Consider the following 13,907-nt stretch of genomic DNA (forward strand, 5'->3'; position numbering starts at 1 on the left):
TATTTAAGTACCGCGTCGACGGTCGTCGCCATCGCCCGACGGCAGGACGGCGGCCGCGACCGCGACCGCGACGAATGTCGCCGCGAGCGACCCCAGCGCGAGCGTCCAGCCGGGGTCGTACCGGACGGGCGGGTAGTTCGCGAGCGGGAGTCCGAGGAGGTAGCCGTAGTCGAAGAGGTCGTTCGCGAGCGCCAGCAGCGCGACGCCGCCCAGGATCGGCCGCGAGGTGCGCCCGACGCGAGCGATCAACAGCGCCTCCGCGAGGAAGGCGGCGTGCGTGGCGAGGATCCCCCAGTACGCCCACAGCGAGTCGGCGTCGAAGCCGACGTACAGGTCCGTCGGAAGGTCGGGCCGAATGAACGGGACGTTGAGCGCGACGAACGTCCACAGCCCCGTCTTGACTAGCCACACGACCGCCAGCGTCGACAGCACCGACAACAGCGTCGATCGCGGCACCGACGAGAGTCGGTACCCGGCGAACGGAACCAGCGCCGCGAGCACGAGTGTGCCGAGCGCGACCGCCGTGGGCGAGTCGCCGTACAGCGGCCACAGGTACGTCGCCACCGCGGGCATCGTCTCTACGTAGTAGCGCACGCCGACGAGGAAGGCGAGCGCGTTGACGACGAGGAGCAGCCCGAGCGTAACGGGCGTCGTGAGGTAGAACTCGGCGAGCGCCTCCGGGACGGGGTTGCGCGTCCGTCGCGCCTCGGTGTCGTCAGCCACGGTCTTGGCGCGACTTCGACCGCCGCCGGCTTAATCGGGAGTGGTTCCGGTTCTGCTTTTCCGCGGCGACAGACGCGGCGGCGACGCGGAGGCAACGCGGCGTCGTTACGAGCCGGCCACGCGTCGACGCCGTCGCGCACCGCCACGGCTAAGCCGCCGACGCGACACCACACGCCACACCCGAATGAGCCTCCTCGCCGACCTGACCGCAGCCGACGGTCTCCCCGAACGTCCCGACCTCCCGTGGTACGTCGCGCCGCTTCCCCGCGCGGTCGAGAACCTCGGCCTCCGGCTCGCGTGGGTCGTCGTCGCGGTCAACCTCGTCGGCACCGCCTTCGGCTTCTGGTACTACGGCGTGCACCCGCTGCCGCTGTCGGATCCGCTGATCACCTGGCAGCTCGGCGGCACGCCGCCGAGCATGTGGGCCTTCGTCCCCGACTCGCCGGTCGCGACGCTGTTCATCGCGCTCGCGCTCGGCCTGTGGAAACTGGGGCGGTCGAACGAGTACGTGAACGCCCTGGCCTTCTTCGGCTGCTGGAAGCTGGGGCTGTGGACGCCGTTCGTCCTCCTTGCGTTCGCCGACGGCTTCACGGCCGCCAACCCGCTCCCGATGTATCTGTTCCTCCTGTTCTCGCATCTCGCGATGACCGTCGAGGGCTTCCTCCTCTATCGGATCTCGGGGTTCCCGGTGCGCGCGGTCGCCGTCGCAGTCGCGTGGTACGGCCTCAACGACGTGGTCGACTACTTCCTCCCGATCGCCGGGACGCCCCACCACACGCTCATGCCCGGACAGGTGCCCCTCGGGTCGGGGATCGGCTTCACCCACCCGTCGCCGACCCACGAGATCGCCGCCGCCGGCGCGGTCGTCCTCACGCTCACGGCGACGTTCCTCGTGCTGGCGACGCGGGTGAAGCTGCTCGAAGCCGGCGCGGACCGCACCTGATACCGGGAGCCCACGGACGGGCAAGGACTATCTCCCGCGGGGGAGACACGTCGGCCGTGAGCACACCCACCCTCTACCGCGCGATCGCCGACCTCCCGCTGACGATCGAGTCGGTGGGGCTCAGGCGACGCGCACGCGACACCTCCTCCGGGTTCGAGCGCGTGAGCACGACGTTCAGGCTGCGCGGCGACGGCGAGCTCGGCCGCGGCGAGGACGTGACCTACGACGCACCCGACCACGACGCGCTGTTCGCCCACCCCGAGCGCGACCCGCGGACGACCGCCGAGGGCGTGGAGTTCGCGGACGCGTTCGCCGGCGACTGGACGTTCCGCGAGTTCTCCACCCACCTCGACGACGTCGACCTGTTCCCGGCGGGCGAGCCCGAGCGGGAGACTGCCTACCCCTATCGCCGTTGGGCGGTCGAGTCGGCCGCGATGGACCTGGCGCTGCGACAGTCCGACACCGACCTCGCGAGCATCCTCGGACGCGAGCGCGACCCGGTCTCGTTCGCGGCGTCGACGCGACTGGGCGAGCCGCAGAGCGAGTCGGGAACCGACTCGGAGAGCCGAGCGGCGCAGCCGCGAGGCCCCACAGCGGACCGCGTGACGGCCATCGCCGAGCGCGTTCCCGGGATCGGCTTCAAGCTCGACCCGACCGACGACTGGACCGACGAGGTGGTCGCGGACCTCCCGACCGAACAGGTCCGCGTGCTCGACCTGAAGGGACTGTACGAGGGGACCGAGGTGGACCAAGAGCCGACCCCCGAGTTCTACGAGTGGGTGCTGGAGTCGTTCCCGAACGCCGTCATCGAGGACCCGGCGATCACCGACGAGACGCGCGGCGTCTTCGCGGGCGATGAGCACCGCGTCTCATGGGACTATCCGATCACCGGCGTCGCGAGCGTCGAGGACCTCCCGTGGGAGCCGGAGTGGCTCAACGTCAAGCCCTCGCGGTTCGGGACGCTGGAGTCGCTGTCGGACACGCTCGAGTGGGCCCGCGAGCGCGACGTGACGCTGTACGGCGGCGGGCAGTTCGAGCTGGGCGTCGGTCGCGACCAACTGCACGCGCTGGCATCGGTGTTCTACCCCGAGGGTCCGAACGACGTGGCGCCCGGCGCGTTCAACGACCCCGCGGTTCCCGAGCGCCTGCCGGGGACGCCGCTCGCTCCGTCGGCAGCCCCGCGCGGGTTCGAGTTCTGAGTTCGAGGGCTCCCTCGGAGGTAAATCGTTATCTGTCGTCTCACGCACGGGGAACCCATGGCGAGGGACGACGGTCGGGTCGCACGCGCGACCGACAACGCGATCCGGCATCCGACCGCCGTCTACCGACTCCTGTTCGCGGTGGCGACGGGTTTCTTCCTGCTGTTCGCTCTGTTCCCCCTCTACTGGCTGTTGGTCGTCTCCGTGACGCCGACCGGAACGTCCCCGGCGCTCGTCCCCGCCGCAGTGACGCCCACGAACTACCTCGCGGTCGCCGCGTCGGAGTTCCTCAGGTACGTGTTCAACAGCCTCGTCATCGCCGGGAGCACGACCGCCGTCGTGGTCGTCGTCGCGAGCCTCGCGGGGTACGCCTTCGGACGCTTAGAGTTCCCCGGAAAACGGGGGCTGCTGCTGGTCACGTTGTGCGTCGCGTACTTCCCGCCGGTGGCGTTCATCGTCCCGCTGTTTCGGCTGCTCTCGGGGGCGCTCTCCTGGTCGGCGTTCGGGGTCACCGTGACGAGCCCGGATCTCTTCAACACCCCGGCCGGGCCCGGCGTCCCCCTGACGGGGCTGACGATGCCGCTGGCGATCTTCGTGTTGACGACGTTCTTCGACCGGATCCCGGACACCCTCGAGGACGCCGCGCGCGTCGAGGGGACGACGCGGCTCGGCGCGCTCGCCCGGGTGATCGTTCCGCTGTCGCGTCCGGGGGTCGCGACGGCGGCCGTGTTGACGTTCCTCCAGGTGTACACCGAGTTCTTCTTCTCGCTGCTGATGACGAACGGCGACCCCGGGGACTGGGCGCCGTTCGTGCCCCCGCTTCGCGGGCTCGCCCCGGCGAACGCGTCGTTCGCCGCCGCGGCCGCGGTGACCGCGCTCCTCCCGGTTCTCCTTCTGCTGGCGCTGGCCGACGACCACATCGTGACCGGACTGACAACCGGGTACAGGTAGCCGGCGCGGTCGGACGGTCGATCGAGAGCGGGGGTCGTCGGTTCGGTGTCACCAATCGTAGTCGGTCGCGTCGTCGGCGGCGTGGGCGCGCACCCACAGCTCCCCAATGCGCGAGAGGCGCGTCCGGTAGGACTTCCCGTGTGACTCCTGTTCGACGTACCCCTTCCCGCCGGGGCCGAGGCGGTCGACGTTGTAGATGACCTTCGAGCGGAACGAGTCGGTGTACTCCTCGTTCAGCTCGGCCGCCAGCGCCTTCGCGAGTTCGCTGACCGACTCGAACTCGCCGTCCTCGCCGAGCTTGTAGAGGATCACCTCCTCGAAGGGCTTCACGTTCGAGAAGGAGGCGACCGGGAGCTCGATGATGTGTTTGCCGTCGACCTCCTTGGCGCCGATGGTCGTCCCGCGCTCGTCGAACTCGGCGAGCAGGTCCGTCGCCGTCGAGAGCCGCTCGCGGATGCGGTCGGCGGCGACGCCGGCGACGGATTCGGCGTCGCCATCCTCGACGGCCGCCAGCAGATCCCGCAGGAGGTCCCGGTTCGACCGGAGCTCCTCGGCCAACTCGGTTTCGAGGTACTTCTCGGGCGCCGTGTAGTAGGTGTGGATGCGGTCGCGGTCGGCCTGCCGCTCCAGCGTGACCGAGTGGGCCGCGGTCGCGAACGCGAACGAGACGGGCCGGGGCATCGAGGAGACGTTCACCCACACCTCGCGGCCCGCGTCGAGCTCCTCGTTGATGAGGTCGTACGCCTGCTCGAAGGCGGCGTCGTAGTCGTACACGTCGGCGATGGGCACGCGCTCGGTTTCCGCGCCGAGCAGGTTCCGGAAGTCCGTCTCCAGCTTCTGCGAGAGCTTCCGGGAGTACTCCACGTTCGCCTCGCTCCCGACGGCGCCCTCCAGCAGCACGACCCGGTCCACGTCGAACTGGTCGCGGACCAGCGGCGCGATGAGCCGGTCGTAGTCGAAGCCGACCGGGACGACGTGCGTCTGCATGCTCGGGTGGTGATCCGGTGGCGGGAAAAGCGTGCCGTGGCGCGGTTCAGTCGGCGCCGACGCCGAACTTCTCGGCGTTCTCCGCGGGCGCGCTCGCGGTCACCGTCGACACCGCGACCGTCGCGGCCAGCGACAGCAGCATGCACCACAGCGCGAAGTCCCACGTGAGATACGTCGCCGGCAGCGGGAGGAACACGTGCGCGAGGTACGCGACCTCCGCGCTCGCGACCCCCGCGAGCATCCCCCACTCGGTCGTCCCGCCCCAGTACAGCGCCAGGATCAGCGGGATCGTGAGCTGTGCGTACCCGCCGAAGGCCGTATCGCCCAGCGTGACGAGCACGTCCAGGCCCCCGCCGCCGCCGACGAGCAGCGACGCGAGGAACGTCGAACCCGCGAAGACGGCGACGCCGACGCGGGCGACCCACCCCTCGCGCTCGTCGCTCGCGTCGGGCGCGACGAACGGCCGGTAGAGGTCGCGCGTGAAGTACGACGACCCCGACAAAAGCATCGAGTCCGAGGAGGACATCATCGCCGCCAGCGCGCCCGCGATCACGAGCGCCGCGAACCACGCGGGCGTGTACTCGTTCAGAAGGATCGGGAGGACGTTGCTCCCGTCGGGCACCTGAATCCCCAGCCCGACGGCCCACGACCCGAGCAGGAACGCCGGGACGAACAGCAGGAGCACGAGCACCGGCCACAGCGCGAACGAGCGCTTGAGCGTCTCGACGCGGTCGGCCATGAAGAACCGCTGGTTCACCTGCGGGAACGCGGCGACGCCGAAGGCGATGACGACCGCCTGCGCGATCATCCACTGCGGCGAGTAGAGCCCGCCGCCCAGCGAGGCGAACTCGGGCGCCGCGTCGGTCATCCCGGCCGTCAGCGCCGAGATCCCGCCCGCGGTGGAGGCGATCCACGCGACCGCAAGCCAGATCACGCCGAGCATGAACACGCCCTGTAGCGTGTCCGTCCACGCGACCCCGCGCAGCCCCGAGAGGCCGACGTACACGATCATGAACACCGTGATCAACGCGGCGCCGGCCCAGTACGGCACCACGCCGTCGGTCAGCCCCACCAGCGCCTGCCCGGCGCCGATCTGCTGGAGCATCACGTACGGGAACAGCCACAGGAGACTCACGCCGGCGACGAGCCCGCGCAGCGCCGTCGAGTCGAAGCGGTCGCCCAACATCTCTCCGAGGGTCACGTAGCCGTGCGCCTTCCCGACGAGCCACTGCTTGTACCCGATCGCGTACCACAGCAGCGCGAACAGGATGCCGTCCATCAGCCCCATCACGAGGATCCACTCCGGACCGGCCGAGAACGCGAGGTTCGGCCCCCCGAAGAACGTGAACGCCGACAGCAGCGTCGCGAACGTTGTGAACAGCAACACGACCGTCCCGACCGAGCGGGACGCGAGGTAGTAGTCCTCGGCCGTGCGGTCGGTGAGCCGGTACGCCAACACGCCGATCGCGAGCGCGATCACCAGATAGCCGACGACGACGCCCAGCGAGACGGCGAGATCAGCCACGCCGGATCACCTCCGCGTCGACGCCGCGGTCCCACGCGCCGCCGCGCGCGAACGCCGCGAACGTCACGCTCGCCAGCGCCATCCAGCCGACGTGCCACCACAGCCACAGCGGCAGCCCCGCGACGACCGTCGCGTCGCCCCAGAGGAACCAGGGGACCGCGAACGCGACGAGCAGGGCGAACGCCGCGATCCACAGCGCGTCACTTCGAGTTCGCGTCATCACGCGGTGGTAGTCGTTCATACACAATGAATGTTGTCTGATTACCTCTCCGTACACAAGTTCGAAGAGAAATTCTCTTCGATACGTCGGTCGGTGCTGTCGCGTTCCTTCCGTCCGCGGTCGAGTCGGGTCGCGGCGGGAGCGATCGGGCCGACTGGAGCGAACGGGACCGACGGGACACGTTCCCCGTCGGCGCGCCCGCTATCCCCGGATTTATTCGCCGCGCAGTCCTGTGATCCCTCGATGGAATACGTGCAGGAGCGCGTCGCCACGCTCCACGCGTTCGGCGAGGGAGCGCCCGACGCGCCGGCCGACCGTGCGGCGGTCGTCGTGCCGATGACCGAACGCGAGTACGCCGGGCTCGCCGCCGAGCGCGTGCTCTCGGAGCTTTCGGCGCTCGACCCCGCGAAGGTGATCGTCCCGCTGCGCGCGCCCGCCGACCGCGTCGGCGCCTTCCGCGAGTGGCTCGACGGCTTCGACCTCCCGCTGGAGACGCTGTGGTGTGACGGCCCCCGCGTGGCGGACCTGCTCGACGACGCCGGACTCAACGGCAAGCGCGGGAAGGGACGGGACGTGTGGCTGGCCCTGGGGCGCGCACTCGACTCGGAGTACGTCGTCCTCCACGACGCCGACACGAAGTCGTATTCGCGGGAGTACGTCCGGCGGCTGCTGTTCCCGCTGGCGAACGGCTTCGAGTTCTCGAAGGGGTACTACGCCCGCGTGGAGAACGGACAGCTGTACGGGCGCCTCTTCCGGCTGTTCTACACCCCGTTGGTGCGCGCGCTTCGCGACTCGGCTCCCGACTCGGAGTTCCTCGAGTACATGGCGGCGTTCCGCTACGCGCTCGCCGGCGAGTTCGCCGCGACCAGCGACGTCGTCGCCGCGTTGCCCGTCCAGCGCACGTGGGGGCTCGAGGTCGGGACGCTCGCGGCCGCCTACGACGCGGTCGGCGTCGACGGCGCCGCGCAGGTCGATCTCGGCAGCTACGAGCATGACCACCGAGCAGTATCCGGGCCGACCGGACTCTCGGATATGAGCCGGTCGGTCGGCGCGGCGCTGTTGCGCGCGGCCGAGGCGCACGGCGTCGACCCCGACTACGACGCCCTGCCGGACGCCTACCGCACGGCCGCCGAGTCGTACGTCGACCGCTACGCAGCCGACGCCGCGTTCAACGGGCTCTCCTACGATCGGAGCGGCGAGCGCGATCAGGTGCGCACGTACGCCGCGTCGATCGCGCCGCCGGGCCCGGACACGCGGCTGCCGCCGTGGGAGGAGGTCGCACTGTCTCCGGCCGAGGTGGCCGCCGCGGCGACGGCGGACGCCCGCGACGCCGCGAACGGCGAGGTTGCCGACGACGACTGAACGTGTTCGGGTCGACGGCGACCGCGCCACGTCTGACACGACCGCACGGTTGAAGCCGGACGGGCGACCATAGCTGGTATGGACTTCGAGCGCGCTCGTCGGTACACCCCCGTCGAGGTGACGGACGCCGAGCGACGCGCCGCGGTGCTGGCGCCGGTCGTCGACCGCGGCGGCGCGCCGCATATCCTCTTCACGAAGCGGGCCGACCACCTCGGGAGCCACCCCGGCCAGATGAGCTTCCCGGGCGGCGGGGTCGAACCCCAGGATATCGATCTCACCGCGACGGCGCTGCGGGAGGCGAACGAGGAGATCGGCCTTCGGCCCGAGGAGGCCGACGTCGTCAGCCGCATCGACGACATCCGGACCGTCTCGGAGTACGCGGTCACGCCGTTCGTCGGCACCGCGCCCGACCGGACGTACGTCCCCAGCGACGACGAGGTCGCCGAGATCGCGATCCTTCCCGTCTCGGAGTTGACCGCCCGCGAGAACTACGAGTCGGAGCGTCGCGATCACCCCTACTACGGTGAGATCCGGCTCCACTTCTTCCGTGTCGACGGCTACACCGTCTGGGGGGCGACCGGCCGCATGCTCGTCCAACTGCTCGAACTGCTCACCGACTGGGAGATGCCGCCGGACGTCGACCGCGTCGTCGACCCGGACGCCGACCTTCCGGTGTGATCGCGGTCGACTGACCCGCCCTCAGACGTAGCTGAGAACGACGAGCGCGAGGAAGAACAGTCCCAACGTGCCCGCCAGCACGAGGATGGAGACGACGCGGCTCGACTGGACGACGCTCCGGCCGCCGTCGTCCGCGCCCACGATGAGGTTGCTGATGTCCACGGTACCGATAGGCGGCGGGTCCACAAGTAGTCGGCGCCGTTCAGACGTAGCTCACGACGACGAGTGCGAGAAAGAACAGCAGGAGGACGCCCGCAAGCGCGATCGACGCCTTCACCCACCCGTCGACGCTCCCGTACCGGTCCGAGATCGACCGCTCCCCGCTCGTGACGATCGGACCGCGATCGGCGCCGCCTGGGTCGGACATACGACGCTCGTGTTCGGCTAGAGACAAGAATCCTCGGCCCGCGGCGCCGATTCTGACGAGAACGCCACGCTTATTCCCGCGAACGTGTTCACGGGAGATATGGCCGCACAGGCGATGGATCGCGTTCCGCGACGGTCCTAGTTCTCTCTCGACGACACCGCCGCCGCCGGGATCCGATTCTTCGACGAGACGGCAGTCGCCCCGTTCGACCGTTCCGACCGACCCCGCCGACTCGACGGACTCGGCCGGCTCCGCCGACCAGCCTCACCGCTCCTACCAATGACACTCACCGCATCCGAAACAGCCGACAGCGTCGCCGCCCGAACAGGACTCGACGGGATCGCCCTCAAGCCGACCGAGTGCGACGTGTCCGTCGCCGCCGACCTCCCGGTCGACCTCGTGTGTCTCGACTACGAGGGCCGCGAGGCGTTGCCGGACGCCGACGCGCTCGCGGACCTCGCGGGGTCGGTCGACCTCCGGGTGACGACGCCCGTTCGCGCCGACGGGTTCGACCCCCGCGGCGACGACTCGCTGGTCGCGACGCTGCCCGACGCCGCCGAGCGCGTGCTCGTGGCGGGCCACGGCGCGTACCTCACCGACGACGAGCGCAAGCGCGCGGTCGCGCCCCGCCTCGGCGACGCGGCGGCGACGGTCCGCGAGGCGGGGGGAACGCCGTGGGTCGGCACCGAGGGCGTCGAGCGCCTCGCGCTCGCGGCGGGCGGCGTCCAGTACGACCTGCTCTCGCGGTCGACCGAGCGCGACGTGCGTGGGCTGCGGGCGGCCGGCTTCGAGGGCGAACTCGCACTCTATGCGCCCGTTGTCCCGACAGACGACGAGGACGCCGTTCTCGACGCCGTGGGCGCGTACACGGCGCGTCGCAAGCCCGTCCGCGAGGCGCTCCCCGAGGGCGCCGCGACCGATTCTGCGGCGACGGGGCGTGCCCGCGAGGTGCTCTCGGCGGCGGTGCGCGACTTCGCGCTCGTCGGCGACCCCGAGACGGTCGGCGAGCGCGTGCGCGACCTGAAGGCCGTCGGCGTCGACCACGTCGTCGGTTACCCGGCGATCGGCGTCGACAGCCTGCGTTGACATCCTCCCCGCGGTAAGTCGCGACGCCTCCCCCCGGTCCACCACCCGAACGCCTACCTTCCCGCACGCGGACCGGCCGGTATGCGACTGCTCCACGAGGAGACGACGACGAGCGCGGGCGAGGCGGTCGACGACGCTGTCGAGGTGGCGATCCTGCCGACCGGCTCCGTCGAACAGCACGGGCCGGCGCTCCCGCTGGGCACCGACTTCCTCGCGGCCGAGGCCGTCGCCCGGGGGATCGACCGCGACGACGCCGTGGTGCTGCCGACCGTCCCGGTCGGCGTCTCGGCGCACCACCGCCAGTTCGACGGGACGCTGTGGGCCGAGCCCGAGACGTTCGAGGACTACGTCGGCGAGATCGCGGCCTCCGTCGCCAGCCACGGCGTCCGTAAGCTCGTGTTCTGCAACGGCCACGGCGGGAACAGCGACGCGCTTCGCCGCGCGGCCCGACGGCTCCGCGGCGATCAGATCGCGTACGCCGCGCCGTGGAACTGGTGGTCGAGCCTCGAGGGCCTCGACGAGGAGCTGTTCGACCAGTCCGGGATCGGCCACGCCGACGCGATGGAGACCAGCATGGTCGCCCATCTCGCGGGCGATCTCGTACGCGACGCGCTGCTGGAGGAGGCCGAGGCGGGCGCGGCCGACTCGTGGGGGAAGGAGGTCCACGGCGCGGCGGTCGGCTTCGACACCGCCGACTTCTCCGAGTCGGGCGCTGTCGGGGCGCCGACCGAGGGCACCGCCGAGAAGGGTCGGAAGCTGTTCGAGCAGGCGACCGGCGAACTCGACGCGCTCGTCGGCTGGCTGGCTGAGCAGCCGTTCGACGCGCTCACCCCGGAGCCGCACCGCTGATGGCCGGGCGCGACCCGAGCACGGGTACCGGCTCGGCGACCGGCGACGGCGTGCGCGTCGCGGTCGTCGGCGGCGGCGCCGTCGGCGTCACCGCGGCGTACGACCTGGCGGTCGCCGGCGCGGACGTGACGCTGTTCGAGAAGGGCGACATCGCCTCGGGCGCCTCCGGCCGCGCCGCGGGTGTCCTCTACGACGCCTATGCCGAGGACGTGGACGCCGAGACCGGTGCGCGCGCGCTGGAGCGCTTCCGGCAGCTCTCGGGCGTCGGCGACTTCACGTTCACCGACTGCCCGTACGTGATGCTCGCGCGCGAGGGCGACGACGACCTCGCGGAGGCGATCCGCGGCGCGGCCGAGCGGATGCGCGTCCACGACCGCGAGGTGGAGACCGTCGACGGCGACGAGCTGGGGGAACGGTTCCCGAGCCTCCGCGTCGACGACGTGGCCGTCGCGGCCGTCGCGCGCAACGCGGGCTGGACCGATCCCGGGAGCTACGTGACCACGGTCGCCGACCTCGCCGCGTCCGTGGGCGTCGAGATCCGAACCGACAGCGAGGTCGCGGTGTCGACGGCGCCCCCGGGCGTGGCCGTCGTCGACGAGGCACCCGTGACCCGGCGGTTCGACGCCACCGTCGTCGCCGCGGGCGCGCACACGAAGCGGCTGCTCGCGGACGCCGGGATCGCGGTCCCGCTGAAGCCCTACCGCGTGCAAGCGCTCGTCTCCGGGCGCCCGTACGACGGCCCGATGTGGTACGACGCCTCGTCGGGCGTGTACGCGCGCCCGCACCCCGCGGGGCTGCTCGCGGGCGACGGCACCGTCCCGGCCGAGGCCGACCCGGACGAGTGGGATCGGGAGGCCGACGACTGGTTCCTCGCGGACGTGGGCGGGACGCTCCGCGACCGTGCGGGCCACGATCCGGACGTGGAGCGCGCGTGGGCCGGGCTGTGCACGGCGACGCCCGACGGGGATCCCCTGCTCGGCGAGGTCGCCGACGGCGTCTTCGTCGCCGCCGGCTGGCAGGGTCACGGGTTCATGCGCGCGCCGGCGACGGGAGAGGCGATCGCACAGCAGGTGCTCGGCGAACGCGAGGGCATTCGGCAGTTCGATCCCGGGCGCTTCGACGGCGACGAGGCGTTCGAGATCAGCGAGGGGATGGCCGTCGAGACGGACGCGGACGACGGACCGGAGAACCGAGACTGAGCGTCGGTCGGGAGCGACTACGTCTCGTCGGTGTCCGCGTCGTCCGTGTCGTCTGCCTCGGCGTCCGCGTCGGCCGCAGCGTCCCCATCCTCCGCGTCCTCATCGTCGTCTCCGGCGTCCGCGTCCTCCTCCATGTCCAACTGGACCGGCTCGTCCACCTCGTCGTCGGCTTCGGCGTCCGCGTCGGCGTCACCGTCCTCGACGGCGACGGAGCCGCCGGCCACCTTGGGAACGCGAACGCGGAGCGTGCCGTGGTCGGTGAGCGTCGAGGAGGCGTCCTCGGGTTCGACGGCGGCGCCCGGGGGAAGCTCCGCGCGGCCGTCGAGCGCGAGCCCGCGGCCGGGGAAGCGCATGTCGAACCCCTCGTGGAAGTCGCGGAAGCGGTCGATCCGGACCTCGACGGCGCCCTCGTTGAACCGAACCTGTACGTCGCTGCGCTCGGCCCCCGGGGCGTCGAAGACGACGAGGAACGCGTCCTCGGACTCCAGCAGGTCGTACGCGAGCGGCGACTTCTCCTGTACCGTCGCGACACCGCGCCCGACGCGGTCGAGCACCGTGTTCACGGCCGACTCCCCGACATCCTTCAGGCGGTCCGCCCCCTCGGCGAACTGGTCTCGTTCGGGCATGGTTACAGCTCGATCTCCTCCAGGCAGTCGGTCCCCCCGCACAGCGGGCACGACAGGTCGGCGACCGTGTGGTCGTCGGCGATGTCGTAGGTGTAGTGGTTCTCGAACATGTCGAGCTCGCAGTCGGCGCTGGTGCACTTGACTTCCTTCGTGGCGGGCATACCCCGACTTGGGTCGCACGCGGCATAAACGACGTGGGGAGGGCGGGGCGTTCCGGTATCTCGAAGCCCTGCCGTCCGGACCCGCCGCGGCTTTGGTCGTCGCATCCGTTCGGACGGACGTGTCTCAGATCCCCGACCCGAAGGCGGTGTACGGCATCGACCTCAGCGCCGCCGCCGCGAGCGCGGGTGCCGACACCTGGGTCGCGCGCTGCGCCGTCGACGGCGACGCGCTCGTCGTCGACGAGTTGGCGTCGGCCGCCGAGTTCCTCGACCTCGATTCGACCGCCCGCGACGACGTGCTTCCGGCGCTGGCCGAGCGTCTCGGCGGCGTCGACGGCCCGTCAGCCGCAGGGATCGACGTGCCGTTCAGCCTCCCGGCGTGGGTGCTCGGCGACCGCACGTGGCGCGAGTTCGTGGCGGCGACGCCCGAGCGGTGGGGCGTGCTCGACGAGGTCGACGACCCCCGTGACCTGTACGACGCGGTGCGAGAGGCGGCCGACCCCGACGCCGGACGCCCGCTCCGGCGCGCGACCGACGACGCTCACGGCGGACAAGAGCCCGCCGGGTTCCGGATCAAAACGCAGACCTACTACGGCATCTCCGTGCTGCTCCGGCGGCTGATCGAGCGCGAGGGCGTGTGCGTCCCGCCGGCACTGCCCGTCTCCACGGTCGACGGCGCCGACGGCGATCAGCGTCCCCGCCTCGCCGTACTGGAGACGTATCCCGCGTCAGTGTTCGACCGCCTCGACGGCGCCGACCGGACCGGCTACAAGAAGACCCAGCGCCGGCACGTCGAGGCGCGCCGTCGGAACGTCGCGGCGCTCGTCGACGACGGCGTTCGCTTCGCCGACGACGCCGCCCGCGACTGCGCGGTCGCGACCGACGACGCGCTCGATGCGGTCGCGGCAGCGTACGCCGCCGCGCGGAACTACCGGACTGCGCTCGATCAGGACGACGACCCGGATGCGCGCGACCGACTGGAAGCGCGGATCTACGCCTGAGGCGGCGTTCTGGGCGTGGAGCGGAGGATC

Annotated in this window: 17 protein-coding genes; 9 read left to right on the top strand and 8 right to left on the bottom strand. The window is 71.2% G+C overall.

The window, feature by feature from the left end:
- Nucleotides 1–3 precede the first annotated feature (3 nt).
- Complete coding sequence (locus ABJD39_RS02690; protein WP_348611795.1) at nt 4–723, bottom strand: DUF1405 domain-containing protein; 720 nt, start codon at nt 721–723, stop codon at nt 4–6.
- Between the two features lie 184 nt (nt 724–907).
- Here ABJD39_RS02690 and ABJD39_RS02695 point away from each other — a divergent pair, with 184 nt between their 5' ends.
- The 3 genes from ABJD39_RS02695 to ABJD39_RS02705 are packed head-to-tail and all read left to right on the top strand — an operon-like array spanning nt 908 to nt 3,816.
- Nucleotides 908–1,666: a DUF1405 domain-containing protein gene (locus ABJD39_RS02695; protein WP_348611798.1), complete on the top strand. Its 759-nt coding sequence runs from the start codon at nt 908–910 to the stop codon at nt 1,664–1,666.
- 56 nt (nt 1,667–1,722) lie between these two features.
- The gene (locus ABJD39_RS02700) at nt 1,723–2,865 is read left to right on the top strand and encodes a hypothetical protein (protein ID WP_348611801.1); all 1,143 of its coding nucleotides are present in this window, start codon (nt 1,723–1,725) and stop codon (nt 2,863–2,865) included.
- A 57-nt stretch (nt 2,866–2,922) separates the two neighbouring features.
- Entirely contained in the window at nt 2,923–3,816 is an 894-nt protein-coding gene (locus ABJD39_RS02705; protein ID WP_348611804.1) for a carbohydrate ABC transporter permease, read from the top strand.
- A gap of 48 nt (nt 3,817–3,864) precedes the next feature.
- Here ABJD39_RS02705 and ABJD39_RS02710 read toward each other — a convergent pair whose 3' ends face one another.
- Genes ABJD39_RS02710 through ABJD39_RS02720 form a run of 3 tightly spaced genes read right to left on the bottom strand, consistent with a single transcriptional unit; the run spans nt 3,865 to nt 6,548 of the window.
- Nucleotides 3,865–4,803 (bottom strand): DUF6293 family protein, encoded by a 939-nt coding sequence (locus ABJD39_RS02710; protein WP_348611807.1) that lies wholly within the window; start codon nt 4,801–4,803, stop codon nt 3,865–3,867.
- Nucleotides 4,804–4,849: 46 nt separating this feature from the next.
- Nucleotides 4,850–6,328 carry a sodium:solute symporter family protein gene (locus ABJD39_RS02715; protein ID WP_348611810.1) on the bottom strand — a complete coding sequence of 493 codons (1,479 nt, stop codon included), beginning with the start codon at nt 6,326–6,328 and terminating at the stop codon, nt 4,850–4,852.
- On the bottom strand, nt 6,321–6,548 hold the full coding sequence (locus ABJD39_RS02720; RefSeq protein ID WP_348611813.1) for a DUF3311 domain-containing protein: 228 nt from the start codon (nt 6,546–6,548) through the stop codon (nt 6,321–6,323). The genes ABJD39_RS02715 and ABJD39_RS02720 overlap by 8 nt, the downstream gene beginning before the upstream one ends.
- Nucleotides 6,549–6,791: 243 nt before the next feature.
- Here ABJD39_RS02720 and ABJD39_RS02725 point away from each other — a divergent pair, with 243 nt between their 5' ends.
- A complete protein-coding gene (locus tag ABJD39_RS02725; protein ID WP_348611816.1) occupies nt 6,792–7,910 on the top strand; it encodes a glycosyl transferase family 2 in 1,119 nt (372 codons plus the stop codon).
- Between the two features lie 78 nt (nt 7,911–7,988).
- Nucleotides 7,989–8,588, top strand: coding sequence for an NUDIX hydrolase (locus ABJD39_RS02730; protein ID WP_348611819.1), 600 nt, complete (start codon nt 7,989–7,991; stop codon nt 8,586–8,588).
- A gap of 21 nt (nt 8,589–8,609) precedes the next feature.
- Here ABJD39_RS02730 and ABJD39_RS02735 read toward each other — a convergent pair whose 3' ends face one another.
- Nucleotides 8,610–8,750 carry a hypothetical protein gene (locus ABJD39_RS02735; protein ID WP_348611821.1) on the bottom strand — a complete coding sequence of 47 codons (141 nt, stop codon included), beginning with the start codon at nt 8,748–8,750 and terminating at the stop codon, nt 8,610–8,612.
- A 40-nt stretch (nt 8,751–8,790) separates the two neighbouring features.
- On the bottom strand, nt 8,791–8,955 hold the full coding sequence (locus ABJD39_RS02740; protein ID WP_348611824.1) for a hypothetical protein: 165 nt from the start codon (nt 8,953–8,955) through the stop codon (nt 8,791–8,793).
- 279 nt (nt 8,956–9,234) lie between these two features.
- On the opposite strand from ABJD39_RS02740, the gene ABJD39_RS02745 reads away from it, so the two are divergent.
- The 3 genes from ABJD39_RS02745 to ABJD39_RS02755 all read left to right on the top strand — a co-directional run bounded on the left by ABJD39_RS02745 (nt 9,235) and on the right by ABJD39_RS02755 (nt 12,089).
- Nucleotides 9,235–10,041: a DUF7388 family protein gene (locus ABJD39_RS02745; protein ID WP_348611827.1), complete on the top strand. Its 807-nt coding sequence runs from the start codon at nt 9,235–9,237 to the stop codon at nt 10,039–10,041.
- An 81-nt stretch (nt 10,042–10,122) separates the two neighbouring features.
- On the top strand, nt 10,123–10,890 hold the full coding sequence (locus ABJD39_RS02750; RefSeq protein ID WP_348611830.1) for a creatininase family protein: 768 nt from the start codon (nt 10,123–10,125) through the stop codon (nt 10,888–10,890).
- Complete coding sequence (locus ABJD39_RS02755; protein WP_348611833.1) at nt 10,890–12,089, top strand: NAD(P)/FAD-dependent oxidoreductase; 1,200 nt, start codon at nt 10,890–10,892, stop codon at nt 12,087–12,089. Before ABJD39_RS02750 ends, ABJD39_RS02755 begins: the two co-directional genes overlap by 1 nt.
- A 17-nt stretch (nt 12,090–12,106) precedes the next feature.
- Here ABJD39_RS02755 and ABJD39_RS02760 read toward each other — a convergent pair whose 3' ends face one another.
- On the bottom strand, nt 12,107–12,715 hold the full coding sequence (locus tag ABJD39_RS02760; protein ID WP_348611836.1) for an Hsp20/alpha crystallin family protein: 609 nt from the start codon (nt 12,713–12,715) through the stop codon (nt 12,107–12,109).
- A gap of 2 nt (nt 12,716–12,717) precedes the next feature.
- Nucleotides 12,718–12,876: a DUF7559 family protein gene (locus ABJD39_RS02765; RefSeq protein ID WP_284061866.1), complete on the bottom strand. Its 159-nt coding sequence runs from the start codon at nt 12,874–12,876 to the stop codon at nt 12,718–12,720.
- Between the two features lie 119 nt (nt 12,877–12,995).
- Between ABJD39_RS02765 and ABJD39_RS02770 the strand changes: the two genes are divergently transcribed.
- The gene (locus ABJD39_RS02770) at nt 12,996–13,877 is read left to right on the top strand and encodes a DUF429 domain-containing protein (protein ID WP_348611840.1); all 882 of its coding nucleotides are present in this window, start codon (nt 12,996–12,998) and stop codon (nt 13,875–13,877) included.
- Nucleotides 13,878–13,907 lie beyond the last annotated feature (30 nt).

This window comes from Halobaculum rarum (assembly GCF_040025155.1).
Lineage (GTDB): Archaea > Halobacteriota > Halobacteria > Halobacteriales > Haloferacaceae > Halobaculum > Halobaculum rarum.

Bases quoted from the DNA above. Each gene is read 5' to 3' on its own strand.
- ABJD39_RS02695 (WP_348611798.1), top strand. From the start codon at position 908: ATGAGCCTCCTCGCCGACCTGACCGCAGCCGACGGTCTCCCCGAACGT.
- ABJD39_RS02705 (WP_348611804.1), top strand. From the start codon at position 2,923: ATGGCGAGGGACGACGGTCGGGTCGCACGCGCGACCGACAACGCGATC.
- ABJD39_RS02710 (WP_348611807.1), bottom strand. From the start codon at position 4,803: ATGCAGACGCACGTCGTCCCGGTCGGCTTCGACTACGACCGGCTCATC.
- ABJD39_RS02720 (WP_348611813.1), bottom strand. From the start codon at position 6,548: ATGACGCGAACTCGAAGTGACGCGCTGTGGATCGCGGCGTTCGCCCTG.
- ABJD39_RS02725 (WP_348611816.1), top strand. From the start codon at position 6,792: ATGGAATACGTGCAGGAGCGCGTCGCCACGCTCCACGCGTTCGGCGAG.
- ABJD39_RS02730 (WP_348611819.1), top strand. From the start codon at position 7,989: ATGGACTTCGAGCGCGCTCGTCGGTACACCCCCGTCGAGGTGACGGAC.
- ABJD39_RS02740 (WP_348611824.1), bottom strand. From the start codon at position 8,955: ATGTCCGACCCAGGCGGCGCCGATCGCGGTCCGATCGTCACGAGCGGG.
- ABJD39_RS02745 (WP_348611827.1), top strand. From the start codon at position 9,235: ATGACACTCACCGCATCCGAAACAGCCGACAGCGTCGCCGCCCGAACA.
- ABJD39_RS02750 (WP_348611830.1), top strand. From the start codon at position 10,123: ATGCGACTGCTCCACGAGGAGACGACGACGAGCGCGGGCGAGGCGGTC.
- ABJD39_RS02755 (WP_348611833.1), top strand. From the start codon at position 10,890: ATGGCCGGGCGCGACCCGAGCACGGGTACCGGCTCGGCGACCGGCGAC.
- ABJD39_RS02760 (WP_348611836.1), bottom strand. From the start codon at position 12,715: ATGCCCGAACGAGACCAGTTCGCCGAGGGGGCGGACCGCCTGAAGGAT.
- ABJD39_RS02765 (WP_284061866.1), bottom strand. From the start codon at position 12,876: ATGCCCGCCACGAAGGAAGTCAAGTGCACCAGCGCCGACTGCGAGCTC.